This window comes from Roseibium aggregatum, assembly GCF_017309185.1.
Taxonomy (GTDB): Bacteria; Pseudomonadota; Alphaproteobacteria; order Rhizobiales; family Stappiaceae; genus Roseibium; species Roseibium aggregatum_B.
On sequence record NZ_JAEKJZ010000001.1, the window covers coordinates 140,975 to 154,262 of the forward strand.

Genomic DNA, 13,288 nt, shown 5'->3' on the forward strand with positions numbered 1-13,288 from the left:
TCCTCGGTCAGTCCCGGCCCGCACCGGAGGCGCTGGACCACTGACGGCCGTAAAGGTCGACGGCGAAAGCCGCCGGTGTCCGGGCGTAGGAGGCCAGGCCTTCAAGCGCCGGGTTGGGGTGCCGGACAATGAAGGTGGGGATCTTGGCCATCAGCCCTTCGTGGGGCGCCTTGGCTTCGAAGGAAGCCCGGAACCCGCCATCGGTCAGAAACCGCGCGATCCTGGGCGTGATCCCTCCGGTCAGGTAAACCCCGCCCCGGGCCAGGACGCTTAGCGCGAAATCCCCGGCAACCCGGCCGAAGGCCCGGGCGGCCACCTGGAGCGTCTTGACGGCCACGGGATCGTTGTCGTCGGCGGCCATCGTGATGCTGGCCGGCGTTTCGAACCGGCGCTCAAGCCCCATCCACAGGGAGACGGCCTGGGCAAGACGGGGAAATCCCGTGCCGCTCAACAGCTGCTCCGCGCCGAGACGTCCGCCGACGCGTTCTATGTGGGGCCATATGGCGTAGTCTTCATCGGAAACCGGCCCGAGCTCCACATGGCCGCCTTCGCCGGGGACCGGAACCCAGGTCCGCGCCGCGTGGATCAGCGCCGCCGCGCCCAGCCCGGTTCCGGGCCCAAGCACGAATTTGGCGCTGGCTTCGCGCACCGTGCCTGACCCGATCTGCTCCACGTCGGCGCCGCAGTAGGCCGGCAGCGCCAGTGCCTGGGCCTCGAAGTCGTTGAGCACGATGACTTCCTCCAGGCCGAGTTCGGCGATCATTTTCAAGGGTTCAATCACCCAGGCGGCATTGGTCAGGGGGATCTTATTGCCAGTCACCGGACCGGCGACGGCGATAATCGCGGTTTTCGGCCTTTCCTTCGTTTCCGGGAAAACGGTTTCCCGGATCGCGGGGGCGATATCGGGATGATCCGCGGTGGCCGTTGTGCCGCACAGGCGCGTCGGCGCGCTGGAATGGTCCACCAGGGCGAAACGCGCATTGGTGCCGCCGATATCCGCGACCAGGACGGGGTAGGAAAATCCTTTGGACAAGCCAGGCAGCGTCATGAGGAAAACGACCGGACTTCCGGGGTTTCCGACGTGGTTTTCAGGCCCTGCAGGCGTGCCGAGCGCAGCACGATGTCCGCGGTGGACGGATTGAGTGCCATCGGCATGTCATAGACGACCGCCAGGCGCATCAGCGCTTTCACGTCGACATCGTGGGGCATGGGGGACAGGGGATCGATGAAAAAGAACAGGCCCTGCAACTTGCCTTCCGCGATCATGGCGCCGATTTGCTGGTCGCCGCCAAGAGGGCCGCTTTTCAGTCGGGTGATCTTGAGATCGGGACAGGCCTCCTGAATGCGGCCGCCTGTTGTGCCCGTGCCGACCAGGTTGAATGTCGACAGCTTCTCCCGGTGGCGTATTGCGAACTCCACCATGGCGTCTTTCTTGGCGTCGTGGGCGACAAGGGCGAGGGTGGGCGTTGCAGACATGGCTGGTCCTCTTCGCGGAGCGGAAGGCGCGGGAAAGTGTTTATACCAAGGGTCGTAGTCGAGGTCCTTGGTATTAGCCGCAAAAACGCGGCGCGCAAAGGATCATACGACAGAACGAATCACGTTTTTTAACATATCAAAGCGCTTTGGGTTGGCGCGAAAAAACCGCGCTTCCGTGGGAAGCGCGGCGACAGTAGAGGAGTTCAGGTATTCAGACGTGGCGATCTTAATCGAAGAGGTTGCACCGGACCGGTTCGCGGCCGGCCACCTTGTGCAGCAGGGGAGTGGTTCTGTCCGGCAATGTCAGGCCGGCGATTTCCATGACCAGTTTCATGCGGATCGCGTCCGCGAAGCCTTCCTTCGACCTGACCGGAATGGCGAAGGAGCCGGGGCCGCCGATCACGCAGTCCTCGTAGTAATGATCCAGGTTCAGCATGGCCTGCCAGGTGTTCTTGTTGGATTTCATCATCAACGGCAGACCGTTGATGGTGACGCCGGCGGCAACCATCCGGTCTCGCATTTCCGTCACCGAGCCACCCTGGTTGTTGGGGCCGTCTCCGGAAATATCGATCACCTGGCGCAAACCCGTATACTGGTTGCTCTGGACCATCTGAACGGATTTTTCCAGGGCCGAGGCAATGGACGTCCGTTGCACCTGCCTCAATGGGGCTTCCGCGATCTTGGACGCGAAATGCGAGGCGGATGAGGCATCCTGTATGACGGCCCAATCGGCAACGATGAAATGCTCGTCCACGCCCCCCCATTCCATGTAGGTGACCGCGACCCGCCCGATCGGGCCGACCTGAATCGCGTCGAGGAATTGCTTGGAGGTCAGGGCCGACACATATCCGGCGCGCTGCACTTCCTGTTCTTCCTTGTCCATGGATTGGGAGATGTCGACGGCCAGGACGAGTTCCACGTCCACTTCGTTGGCCGGATTGTAACTGTATTGCATCGATGCGGGCAGAGCCAGGCGTAAATCCCGGGCTGCGGAGGGTGCGGTAAGAAAGAGTGCCGCACAGAGGAATGACAGTATCGTAAGAACTGCCTTTGCACAGGTAGTTGTCTTTATGCCGAGACGCATTGTTTTCTCCTTATTCCGGCCATGCGGCCGCGTTGCCACGTCTCCCCAGTGTTTAGTTGTTGTTTGCCATACCTTCCCATTGCTTGTGAATCTTACCGATACACAGGCTTATGCCTTGGTTTGGCTTGTGTAATTACTTAGCAAGCTACATGCCAAATCTAGTCGGATTCTATTTATCTGGCAAAATCAAATGCGCACAAAGTGCGCGTATTCCACAGATAGGAAATAAGTGCCGGATTGCTAGGAAACTTTTTCCCAGTGGATGCAAAATTCCCGGCCGGGGCGGCAATTTTTGCCGAGTTGCCTATTTGAACATCAAATTGGCAATTGCCTACCTATTGGGCGTACCGGTCGCGTTGCGCCTGCTTTTTTCGGTTGACGGGACTGTTCTGGCTGATCATGATCTGAAGAAATTCTCAGGAAGTGAATAAATTTTCGCATCGCCTCGCGAAGCGTGGCGGCAAAGCAAAAGCGGGCAAGGCAGGGCGTGTCGCCGTATGCGGTCGCAGAGATGCCCGCCGATGTCGGGGAAGGTAAGGAGGCGGATGAGCACGCGCGACGACGACTGGGCTTCCTACATGGCCATCCGCGCCGCCTGGCTGTCGTTTGTCGGCGGGCGCACGCAGGGCGAGATCGCGTCTCAGCTCGGCGTGTCCCCTGCAAAGGTTCACCGGTTGATCGCCCATGCCCAGAAAGCCGGGCATGTCAGATTCCAGATCGACGGACGTCCGAAGGAATGCCTGGAGCTGGAAGAAGAGCTGTCGCGGTATTTCGGGCTGACCAACTGCATCGTCGCGCCGGAGCTCGGTGGCTGCGAGGAAGACGGCGCCCTGCGGGCCGTTGCCGTCTCGGCGGCACAGTTCCTGACGGGTCTGCTGGGCGGGGCCGGAGTTGCCCGGCTCGGGGTAGGCATGGGGCGCACGCTGACCGCCGCGGTGGAAGCGTTGCCGAGGTTCGCGCGTCCGGATCTCGAAATCATATCGATTTCCGGATCCCTGACCCGGACACTGGCTGCCAACCCCTATGACATCGTCCAAAAAATGCAGGAGCGCACAGGCGGCATAGGTTACTATCTGCCCGTTCCCTACTTTGCGGAAAGTCCGGACGAAAAAGCGGTGTTTCTGAGCCAGCGCAGCGTTCAGGACCTGATGACACGGGCGCGGCGGTGCGATGCCTTTGTGATCGGCATCGGTTCGGTGGAAAACGAAGGTCATCTCGTCAAGCGGGGCATGATCTCTAAATTAGAACAGGAGGCACTCTTGTCGCGCGGCGCCGTCAGCGATCTGATGGGGCGCTTCCTGACGATTGAAGGAAAACTGGCTCCCGATCCGCTGAGCGACCTCGCGGTCGGTTTGCACTTCGATGAGGTGCGCGGAGCCAGGGTGATTGCGCTGGTGGGTGGAGAAGGCAAGGTGGATGCCACGCTTGCCGCCCTGCGCACCGGTGTCATTACCGATCTCGTGACGGACGAGGCCCTGGCCAGGGTACTCGGCGCGCGGGTCGGATTGCAGATGGTGCAGTCTGCCTGAAGACTGGGCCGAGAGGGGAAACGGGCCGGCTTTGGCGGGCTCCTGCATGTCGGAGAAAACAGATTATGAAAATATCTCTTACCATTGGCTCGGCGCTGGCCGGATTGGCCTTGTCGGCCGTGAGCGCGGCTGCGGCCGATATCAAGCCGGCCGTTCTTTACGATCTCGGCGGACGGTTCGACAAGTCGTTCAACGAGGCGGCCTACAACGGCGCCGAGAAGTTCAAGGAAGACAGCGGGATCGAATTCCGCGACTTCGAGATCCAGAACGACAGTCAGCGCGAGCAGGCGCTTCGCAATTTCGCCAAGCGCGGCATGAGCCCGATCGTCGCCATCGGCTTCTCCCAGAAGGCCGCCGTCGAGAAGGTTGCCGCCGAATTCCCGGACCTGCAGTTCGCGATCGTCGATGAAGTCGTGGACCTGCCGAACGTGCGCTCCATCCTCTTCAAGGAGCACGAAGGCTCCTACATCGTCGGCCTGCTGGCCGGCATGGCGTCGGAGACCGGCAAGGTCGGGTTCGTCGGCGGCATGGATATTCCGCTGATCAGCAAATTTTCCTGCGGCTACAAGCAGGGCGTCGTTGCCGCGAATGCGGACGCGGAGGTCTTTGAGAACATGACCGGCACCACCGGTGCTGCGTGGAACGATCCGGTCAAGGGCGGCGAACTCGCCAAGTCCCAGTTCGACCGTGGCGCGGATGTGATCTATCACGCCGCCGGCGGCACGGGCATCGGTGTCCTGCAAGCGGCCGCGGATGCCGGCAAACTCGGCATCGGCGTCGACAGCAACCAGAATGCCCTGCATCCGGGTTCCGTCCTGACCTCCATGCTGAAGCGCGTCGACACGGCCGTTTACAAGGCCTTCGATGACGCGAAAAACGACGCCTGGACCTCGGGTACCAATATACTGGGCCTCAAGGAAGGCGGTGTCGACTGGGCGCTGGACGACAACAACACGGCCCTCATCACGGCCGACATGAAGACCGCGGTGGAAGACGCGACGAACAAGATCGTTTCCGGCGAGATCGTCGTTCACGACTACATGTCCGACCAGGCCTGCCCGCTTTAAGGTAAAGTCCCTTGACCTCCGCGCCTTTTTGCGCGGAGGTCAATCGCTCGCGGCTGTCAGTTTCCGAAGTCTTGGTGGGGTCGGGATGTGGCGTTTCAATTCACGTTTGTTGCTCGCGGTCCTGGCCGTGGGGTTTTCTGCGGCCGGCGCGTTCGCCGAGCCGGCGATCGTTTATTCCGTCGGCGGCAAGTTCGACGGGTCCTTCAATGAAAGCGCCTTTGCGGGGGTGGAGCGGTTTCGGAAAGAGACCGGAGAAACGGTTCGGGAATTCGAGCTGGAACGGGACGCGCAAAGCGTTCAGGCCCTGCGCAACTTCGCCAGCCGGGGCGCCGAGCCGGTGGTCGCCATCGGCTTCAACCAGGCCAATGCCCTTGGCCAGGTTGCCAGCAGCTTTCCGGAATCGGACTTTGCCATCGTCGATATGGTCGTAGAGCAGCCTAATGTGCGCTCCTATGTCTTCAAGGAACAGGAAGGCGCCTATATCGCCGGGCTCCTGGCCGCGATGGCTTCAAAAAACGGAACCATCGGCTTTGTCGGCGGCATGGACATTCCGATCATCCGGCGCTTCCTGTGCGGTTACAAGCAAGGCGCGCTTTCCGTCGACGCGGACGTCAGGGTCCTCTTCAACATGACGGGCGACACGCCGGCGGCCTTCGCCGATCCGGTGCGCGGCGGCGAACTGGCCGCGGGTCAGATTCAGCGCGGTGCGGATGTCATCATTCAGGCGGCCGGCGGCACCGGCATTGGCGTGCTGCAGAAAGCGGCCGACGCCGGTGTGCTCGGCATCGGCACGGACAGCAACCAGAACGGCCTGCATCCCGGCAAGGTCCTGACCTCGATCCGCAAACGCGTCGACAACGCGGTCTATGACAGCTTCAAGTCCGCGAAGGAGGGAAGGTTCAAGCCCGGCATCCAGGTGCTGGGCGTTGCCGACGGCGGCATGGACTGGGTTCTGGACGAGAACAACAAGGGCCTGATCACGGACGAGATGAAAGCCGCGGCGGAGGCCGCGGTGGCCGGCATTTCGGACGGTTCCATTACGGTTCACGATGTCGTCAGCGAAGGCGAGTGCCCTTTCTGAAAAGGGGCCGGCACACCGCGAGGGGCAGAAACGAATGAAAACAGAAGAACGTTGTGCCCGGGGGACGGCATGAGCGAAACGCCTGCAATCGAACTGCGCAAGATCAACAAGAGTTTCGGACCGGTTCACGCCAACAAGGACATCGACCTTGTCGTGAAAAAGGGATCCATTCACGGGATCATCGGAGAAAACGGCGCCGGCAAGTCGACGCTGATGTCCATTCTCTACGGCTTTTACAACGCCGATGACGGAGACATCCTGGTCGACGGCAGGACGGTCACCATAAGCGATTCCAAACATGCCATCGCTCTGGGCATCGGCATGGTGCACCAGCATTTCATGCTGGTCGACAATTTCTCGGTGTTGGAAAACGTCGTGCTCGGGGCGGAGGACAGCGGACTCCTCGCAGGCGGTCTCGCGCGCGCGAAGCGCGAACTGAAGCGGCTGGAGGAGGAATACGAGCTGCGCGTCGATCCGGAAGCCCTCATTCAGGACCTGCCGGTCGGGCTGCAGCAGCGTGTGGAAATTCTGAAGGCGCTTTACCGCAGCGCTGAGGTTCTGATCCTCGACGAGCCAACCGGAGTGCTTACACCCGCCGAGGCCGACCACCTGTTCAAGATCCTGAATGTCCTCAAGGACGAGGGAAAGACGATCCTGCTCATCACCCACAAGCTGCGCGAGATCATGGCCGTGACCGATACGGTGTCGGTCATGCGGCGCGGCGAGATGGTGGCGACGCGCGAGACCGCCGGCACGACCATGGAGGAACTTGCCGAACTGATGGTCGGGCGCTCCGTTCTTCTCAGGGTTGACAAGAAACCCGCCGAGCCCGGAGCGCCGGTTCTGGAGGTGGAAAACCTCACGGTCACCGACAAACGGGGCGTTCAGGCGGTCAAGGATGTGAGTTTTACCGTTCGCGCCGGGGAGATCGTCGGCATCGCGGGCGTTTCCGGAAACGGCCAGTCCGAACTCCTGGAGACCCTGGCCGGCATTCGCAAGGCGACCAGCGGCAAGCTGAAGATCAACGGCGAGACCATCGATCTAGGGGCGAGCACGCTGGATGCGGCGGATATGCGTGACAAGAACATGGGCCACGTTCCGGAAGACCGGCACCGCATGGGCCTCATCAACAGCTTCGCCGAATACGAGAATTCCATCCTGGGCTATCACCGCGACCCGGCCTATTCGAAGGGGCTTTTGATGGATCTTGCCGTCATCAGGAAGAACGCCGTGGCGGAAATCGAGAAATACGATATCCGGCCGCCCAATCCGATGCTTAAGACGGCAAGCTTCTCCGGCGGCAATCAGCAGAAGATCGTGCTCGCCCGGGAGATCGAACGGGACCCGCAGGTGCTCCTCGTCGGGCAGCCGACCCGGGGCGTCGATATCGGTGCGATCGAGTTCATTCACCGCCGCCTCGTGGAATTGCGCGACGCCGGAAAGGGTATCCTGCTCGTGTCGGTGGAGCTTGACGAAATCCGGGGTCTGTCCGACCGGGTGCTGGTCATGTTCGACGGTAGGATCGTCGGCGAGCGGGGAGCCGATGCGGACGAGGGAGACCTTGGTCTGCTGATGGCCGGTGTCGATGACACACATTCGGCACCTGCCGAAGGAGGTGTCCAATGAGCGCCGGCCGCCTTCCCCGCTGGGTCGATTATGTCCTGATCCCGTTTTTGAATCTCGCGGCGGCCTTTCTGGTCTCGGGCCTTGTGGTGATCCTGATCGGGGAAAACCCGCTGGACGCGGTCCGTATCCTGATCTGGGGGTCGCTCGGATACGGCGAGGGCATTGGCTTTACCCTGTTTTACGCGACCAACTTCATTTTCACGGGCCTGGCGGTTGCCGTCGCGTTTCATGCCGGGTTGTTCAATATCGGTGGCGAGGGGCAGGCCTATGTCGGAGGCCTCGGCGTTGCCTTCGCCTGTCTGGCGCTGGATCGCTACGTACCCTGGTACGTGACGCTGCCCTTCGCCATTCTCGGCTCCGCCGCGATGGGGGCCGCCTGGGCCTTCATTCCCGCCTGGCTGCAGGCGACCCGCGGCAGCCACGTGGTCATTACCACCATAATGTTCAATTTCATCGCGTCGTCGCTGATGGTCTACCTGCTCAACAACATGCTCAAGAAAGCGGGCTCCATGCAGCCGGAAACGCGCACCTTCGAGGACGGCGGGCGGCTGCCTTTCCTGAACGACCTGTTCCCGTCCTTCGGGTTCGGTTACGCGCCTGTGAACCTTTCTTTGTTCGTGGCGCTTGCCGCCAGCGTTCTGGTCTGGCTCCTGATCTGGCGCACGAAACTCGGCTTCGAGATCCGATCCTTCGGCGCCAACGCGACCGCCGCCGTCTACGCGGGTATTTCCCCGGTGAAGACCATCGTCATCGCCATGCTTATCTCGGGCGGTCTGGCGGGCATGATGGCGATCAACGAAATCATGGGGTCGCAGCATCGCCTGCTGATCGATTTCGTCACCGGCTACGGGTTTGTCGGCATCGCCGTCGCCCTGATGGGACGGGCGCATCCGGTCGGCATCGTCCTGGCCGCGATCCTGTTCGGCATGCTCTATCAGGGCGGCGCGGAACTGTCCTTCGAGATGCCGAATATCACCAGGGACATGATCATCGTCATCCAGGGTCTTGTCATTCTGTTCGCCGGGGCGCTCGAGCACATGTTCCGCCCTGCCATTGTCAGGCTGCTTACGCCGTCAAGGCCGCTTGACGCGAAGGAGGCGTGATCATGTTCGAGACCCTTATCCTGATCCTCGATTCCACCGTCCGCCTGTCCACGCCGCTGCTTCTGGCCTGCCTTGCCGGTCTGTATTCCGAGCGGTCCGGCATTGTCGATATCGGCCTGGAAGGCAAGATGCTCGGCGCGGCCTTTGCCGCAGGCGCCGTCGCCTATATCACCGCGAATGCCTGGATCGGTCTCCTGGCGGGGATTGCGGTCTCCGTCGGGCTGGGGCTGTTGCATGGCTTCGCCTCGATCACCAATCGCGGCAACCAGATCGTCTCCGGGGTCGCGATCAACTTCCTGGCCGCCGGTCTGACGGCCCTGCTCGGTCAGACCTGGTTCCGTCAGGGCGGGCGGACACCGCCCCTGCCGGAAGGCGGCCGGTTCCGCGAGATTGTCTGGCCTTTTGCCGAGGAGATCCGAGAGGTGCCGGTCATCGGTCCGATCTATTCGGAGCTTCTTTCCGCGCACAACATCCTCGTCTACATCGCCTTCCTTGCCGTTCCGATCACCTGGTGGGTGCTGTTCCGCACACGCTTCGGTCTGCGACTCAGGGCCGTGGGCGAAAACCCGGCGGCGGTCGATACGGCGGGGATCTCGGTAACCTGGCTCCGCTACCGGGCGGTGATCGCCTGCGGCATTCTGTGCGGGGTGGCGGGGAGCTATCTGTCGATTGCCCAGTCCTCCGGTTTCATCAGGGAAATGACGGCGGGCAAGGGTTTCATCGCGCTGGCGGCGCTGATCTTCGCCAAATGGAAGCCGGCCAATGCCATGTTCGCCTGCCTCCTCTTCGGATTTCTGGACGCGACGGCCATTCGTCTCCAGGGGCAGGCGATCCCCGGTATCGGTGAAATACCGGTCCAGTTTTTCCAGGCGCTGCCCTATATACTGACCGTGATTCTGCTGGCGGGCTTCATCGGCAAGGCGATCCCGCCGAAAGCCGCCGGCGTCCCGTATCTGAAGGAACGGTCATGAGCGATCTGGACGAATTGTTCGAAGCGGCCAAGGCGGTGCGCGAGAACGCCTACGCGCCTTATTCGAACTTTCTGGTCGGCGCGGCGCTCCGGACACCGGATGGAACCGTCTATACCGGCTGCAACGTCGAGAACGCGTCCTATCCGGTCAGCGTCTGCGCCGAGGGTGGCGCCGTGAGCGCGATGATCGCCGGAGGTCGCCGTCTGATCGCCGAGATGGTGGTGATCGGCGACGCGGCCCTGTGTTCGCCGTGCGGCATGTGCCGCCAGCGGCTGAAGGAATTCGGCACCGACCATCTCGTGGTCCACGTCGCGGACCTGAACGGTGTCCGGCGCAGCTTCACCATGGACGAGCTGCTGCCGGCCGCCTTTGAACTGGAAATGAAGAAGGGTTGACCCTCAATGAATGGTTTCGGGAGTGAATTTGGCAGCGGCTACGGCAAGGAGTGCGCCGACATCGTGCGCGCCGCGCGTGAGGGTACCTACCGGATCGGCATGATCCTCGGGTCCGGTCTCGGCGCGCTGGCCGAAGAGATCGAGGACGCGGTTCGCATTCCCTATTCCCACCTGACGGATTTCCCGGTGTCCACAGTGAGCTCCCATTCCAGCGAGCTTGTTGCTGGAACGCTGGCCGGCGTTCCCGTGGTCATTCTCGCCGGCCGGGCCCACTACTACGAGAGCGGCGATCCGGCGGCCATGCGCACGCCCATCCAGACCCTGAAGGAACTCGGCTGCGAGGTCCTGCTGGCGACCAATGCGGCGGGGTCCCTGCGGGACGAAATCACGCCGGGATCGCCGATGCTGATTTCCGATCACATCAACTGGTCCGGCAAGAACCCCCTGATCGGCGAGGAGGACGAAAAGCGCTTCCTCGACATGAGCACGGCCTACGATCCGGAGCTCAGGGAGGTCATGAAAAAGGTCGCCCGGGAGACGGGTGAACCGATTGCGGAAGGCGTCTACATGTGGTTCTCCGGCCCGACCTTCGAAACCCCGGCGGAAATCCGCATGGCCAAGCTTCTGGGCGCGGATGCGGTGGGCATGTCGACCGTGCCGGAGGTCATTCTGGCCCGTTTCACGGGGCTGCGGGTCGCCGCCATGTCCGTGATCACCAATTACGGAGCAGGGCTGGGGACGGAAGCCCTCTCCCATGAGCAGACCAAGGCGGTCGCGCTGAAAGGCACGGACCGCATGAAGCAGCTGGTGCGTGCGTTTGTGAAGGAAGTCGGCCAATGAGCGATATGATCGAAACCGCGAAACGGGCTCTTGGCCTGGTCGACCTGACCAACCTGAACGAGGACTGCACGGAAGCGGATATCACAAGCCTGACCGGCCGCACGGTAACGGACCACGGTTCCGTCGCCGCCATCTGCGTCTGGCCCCGCTTCGTGGCGCAGGCAGTCCGGGAACTGACCGGAACGGGCGTGAAAGTCGCCACGGTGGTGAATTTCCCGACCGGCGGCATCGATACCGCGTCCGTCGTCGCCGAAACGAAACAGGCGCTTGAAGACGGCGCCGACGAAATCGATCTCGTGATGCCTTACAAGGCCTTCGTCGAGGGACGCAAAGGCTTTGTCGAGGAACAGATCATCCGGGTCAGGGAGGTCTTGCCGGAGGACGCCTTGTTGAAGGTCATCCTGGAGACCGGGGAGATCAAGGATCCGCTCCTGATCCATGCGGCGGCCAACGTGGCGATTGCGGCGGGTGCCGATTTCATCAAGACCTCGACGGGCAAGGTCGCGGTCAATGCAACGCTCGAGGCCGCGGAAATCATGCTGACCGCCATCGAGGAAGCGCGCCGGGACGATCCGGAACGCGTCATCGGCTTCAAGCCGGCCGGCGGCATCAGGACGGCCGAGGACGCTGCCGCCTATCTTGCGCTTGCCGACAGGATCATGGGGCATAACTGGGTATCCGCGTCGACCTTCCGGTTCGGCGCGAGCGGTCTGCTCGACGCCCTGATCGACACGCTGGAAGGCAAAGACTCTGTCGAGGGGCAAGGATACTGACCATGCTGCCCCAGGAAATCATTCGGAAGAAGCGGGACGGCGGTGTCCTCGACGCCGAGGAAATCGCGTTCTTCGTGACGGGCCTGTCCGACGGCTCGGTCACGGAAGGGCAGGTCGCCGCGCTCGCCATGGCGATTTTCTTTCGAGGTCTCTCCGTCGATGAGCGGGTCGCCCTGACGCTGGCGATGCGCGACAGCGGCGACGTTCTGGACTGGCAGGGCATCGACGCGCCGGTCCTCGACAAGCATTCGACCGGCGGGGTCGGCGACAACGTCTCCCTGATGCTGGCCCCCGCGCTGGCCGCCTGCGGGGCGGCCGTTCCCATGATCTCCGGGCGCGGACTGGGGCATACCGGTGGGACGCTCGACAAGTTCGACAGCATTCCGGGTTACCGGACACAGCCGGACACGGGTCTTTTCCGCAAGGTGGTGCGCGAGGTCGGCTGCGCCATCATCGGCCAGACCGGCAACCTGGCTCCGGCCGATAAACGATTCTATGCCATCCGCGACGTGACGGGCACCGTGGAAAGCATCGATCTCATCACCGCCTCCATCCTGTCTAAAAAGCTCGCCGCCGGACTTCAGGGGCTGGTGCTCGATGTGAAATGGGGGACGGGCGCCTTCATGGCGACGCTGGAAGACGCGCGCGGACTGGCGGAAAGCCTGGTTCGGGTCGCCAACGGCGCCGGGCTCAAGACGACGGCCCTCATCACCGACATGAACGAACCGCTTGCGTCCGCCGCAGGAAACGCGGTGGAAATGCAGAACGCGGTCGATTTCCTGAAAGGCAACGCCATCGACAACCGTCTTTGGGACGTGGCGGTTGCCCAAGGGGGGGAGTTGCTTGCCTCCGGCGGTCTGGCACCGGATGCCGAAGCCGGCGCCGGGATGATGCGCCAGGCCTTCGAGAGCGGCAAGGCGGCGGAAAAATTCGCTCAGATGGTGCATGCGCTCGGCGGTCCGGCCGACTTTCTGGAAAAGGCGGAGCTTTATCTCGCCAGGGCGCCTGTCGAGGCGCCGGTCTACGCGGATCGGGAGGGCACAGTTACCGCGGTCGACGCCCGGGCGGTCGGCGTGGCCGTGGTCACGCTGGGCGGTGGCCGCAAGGCGCCCGAGGATGTCATCGACCCATCCGTCGGACTGACGAGCCTCGCCGGTGTCGGCAATAGGGTGGACGCAGATGCACCCCTGGCGATCGTTCACGCGAAAACCGAGGAAGACGCTGAAACCGCCGCGAACATCCTGCGCAAAGCCTATACACTCGGTGGCGCGGCGGAAGTCGCCGACAGGCCCACCGTGGTGGAGCGGATCGCGCCGTAGCCGTCATCGGCTTCCAAGGGGAAC

13 protein-coding genes are annotated in these 13,288 nt (G+C 62.5%); 10 read left to right on the top strand and 3 right to left on the bottom strand.

The annotated features are described in order from the left end of the window. Nucleotides 1-7: 7 nt before the first annotated feature. From glk to JF539_RS00690, 3 genes are all read right to left on the bottom strand, one after another. Nucleotides 8-1,042 (bottom strand): glucokinase, encoded by a 1,035-nt coding sequence (gene glk, locus JF539_RS00680; RefSeq protein ID WP_419247671.1) that lies wholly within the window; start codon nt 1,040-1,042, stop codon nt 8-10. Between the two features lie 2 nt (nt 1,043-1,044). Then, nucleotides 1,045-1,476, bottom strand: a complete 432-nt coding sequence (locus tag JF539_RS00685) for a methylglyoxal synthase (protein ID WP_207138114.1) — start codon at nt 1,474-1,476, stop codon at nt 1,045-1,047. A 226-nt stretch (nt 1,477-1,702) separates the two neighbouring features. Next, nucleotides 1,703-2,431 (bottom strand): DUF1194 domain-containing protein, encoded by a 729-nt coding sequence (locus JF539_RS00690; protein ID WP_207138116.1) that lies wholly within the window; start codon nt 2,429-2,431, stop codon nt 1,703-1,705. Nucleotides 2,432-3,105: 674 nt separating this feature from the next. Here JF539_RS00690 and JF539_RS00695 point away from each other — a divergent pair. From JF539_RS00695 to deoA, 10 genes are all read left to right on the top strand, one after another. After that, nucleotides 3,106-4,089, top strand: a complete 984-nt coding sequence (locus JF539_RS00695) for a sugar-binding transcriptional regulator (RefSeq protein ID WP_209016942.1) — start codon at nt 3,106-3,108, stop codon at nt 4,087-4,089. A gap of 65 nt (nt 4,090-4,154) precedes the next feature. Next, nucleotides 4,155-5,156, top strand: coding sequence for a BMP family lipoprotein (locus JF539_RS00700; protein WP_207138118.1), 1,002 nt, complete (start codon nt 4,155-4,157; stop codon nt 5,154-5,156). A gap of 85 nt (nt 5,157-5,241) precedes the next feature. Then, nucleotides 5,242-6,237 carry a BMP family lipoprotein gene (locus JF539_RS00705; RefSeq protein WP_207138120.1) on the top strand — a complete coding sequence of 332 codons (996 nt, stop codon included), beginning with the start codon at nt 5,242-5,244 and terminating at the stop codon, nt 6,235-6,237. Between the two features lie 69 nt (nt 6,238-6,306). Then, the gene (locus tag JF539_RS00710) at nt 6,307-7,863 is read left to right on the top strand and encodes an ABC transporter ATP-binding protein (protein ID WP_207138122.1); all 1,557 of its coding nucleotides are present in this window, start codon (nt 6,307-6,309) and stop codon (nt 7,861-7,863) included. Then, nucleotides 7,860-8,966: an ABC transporter permease gene (locus tag JF539_RS00715; protein ID WP_207138124.1), complete on the top strand. Its 1,107-nt coding sequence runs from the start codon at nt 7,860-7,862 to the stop codon at nt 8,964-8,966. The genes JF539_RS00710 and JF539_RS00715 overlap by 4 nt, the downstream gene beginning before the upstream one ends. 2 nt (nt 8,967-8,968) lie before the next feature. Further along, complete coding sequence (locus tag JF539_RS00720; RefSeq protein WP_207138126.1) at nt 8,969-9,937, top strand: ABC transporter permease; 969 nt, start codon at nt 8,969-8,971, stop codon at nt 9,935-9,937. Further along, complete coding sequence (locus tag JF539_RS00725; protein WP_207138129.1) at nt 9,934-10,332, top strand: cytidine deaminase; 399 nt, start codon at nt 9,934-9,936, stop codon at nt 10,330-10,332. Before JF539_RS00720 ends, JF539_RS00725 begins: the two co-directional genes overlap by 4 nt. A gap of 6 nt (nt 10,333-10,338) precedes the next feature. Next, on the top strand, nt 10,339-11,172 hold the full coding sequence (locus tag JF539_RS00730) for a purine-nucleoside phosphorylase (RefSeq protein WP_207138130.1): 834 nt from the start codon (nt 10,339-10,341) through the stop codon (nt 11,170-11,172). Beyond that, a complete protein-coding gene (deoC, locus tag JF539_RS00735) occupies nt 11,169-11,945 on the top strand; it encodes a deoxyribose-phosphate aldolase (protein WP_207138132.1) in 777 nt (258 codons plus the stop codon). The genes JF539_RS00730 and deoC overlap by 4 nt, the downstream gene beginning before the upstream one ends. Before the next feature lie 2 nt (nt 11,946-11,947). Next, the gene (deoA, locus tag JF539_RS00740; protein WP_207138134.1) at nt 11,948-13,264 is read left to right on the top strand and encodes a thymidine phosphorylase; all 1,317 of its coding nucleotides are present in this window, start codon (nt 11,948-11,950) and stop codon (nt 13,262-13,264) included. Nucleotides 13,265-13,288 lie beyond the last annotated feature (24 nt).

Excerpts from the sequence above, each read along its gene's own strand:
- JF539_RS00700 (WP_207138118.1), top strand. The coding sequence starts at position 4,155 with ATGAAAATATCTCTTACCATTGGCTCGGCGCTGGCCGGATTGGCCTTG.
- JF539_RS00685 (WP_207138114.1), bottom strand. The coding sequence starts at position 1,476 with ATGTCTGCAACGCCCACCCTCGCCCTTGTCGCCCACGACGCCAAGAAA.
- JF539_RS00730 (WP_207138130.1), top strand. The coding sequence starts at position 10,339 with ATGAATGGTTTCGGGAGTGAATTTGGCAGCGGCTACGGCAAGGAGTGC.
- JF539_RS00715 (WP_207138124.1), top strand. The coding sequence starts at position 7,860 with ATGAGCGCCGGCCGCCTTCCCCGCTGGGTCGATTATGTCCTGATCCCG.
- deoA (WP_207138134.1), top strand. The coding sequence starts at position 11,948 with ATGCTGCCCCAGGAAATCATTCGGAAGAAGCGGGACGGCGGTGTCCTC.
- JF539_RS00690 (WP_207138116.1), bottom strand. The coding sequence starts at position 2,431 with ATGCAATACAGTTACAATCCGGCCAACGAAGTGGACGTGGAACTCGTC.
- deoC (WP_207138132.1), top strand. The coding sequence starts at position 11,169 with ATGAGCGATATGATCGAAACCGCGAAACGGGCTCTTGGCCTGGTCGAC.
- JF539_RS00695 (WP_209016942.1), top strand. The coding sequence starts at position 3,106 with ATGAGCACGCGCGACGACGACTGGGCTTCCTACATGGCCATCCGCGCC.
- JF539_RS00725 (WP_207138129.1), top strand. The coding sequence starts at position 9,934 with ATGAGCGATCTGGACGAATTGTTCGAAGCGGCCAAGGCGGTGCGCGAG.
- JF539_RS00705 (WP_207138120.1), top strand. The coding sequence starts at position 5,242 with ATGTGGCGTTTCAATTCACGTTTGTTGCTCGCGGTCCTGGCCGTGGGG.
- JF539_RS00710 (WP_207138122.1), top strand. The coding sequence starts at position 6,307 with ATGAGCGAAACGCCTGCAATCGAACTGCGCAAGATCAACAAGAGTTTC.
- JF539_RS00720 (WP_207138126.1), top strand. The coding sequence starts at position 8,969 with ATGTTCGAGACCCTTATCCTGATCCTCGATTCCACCGTCCGCCTGTCC.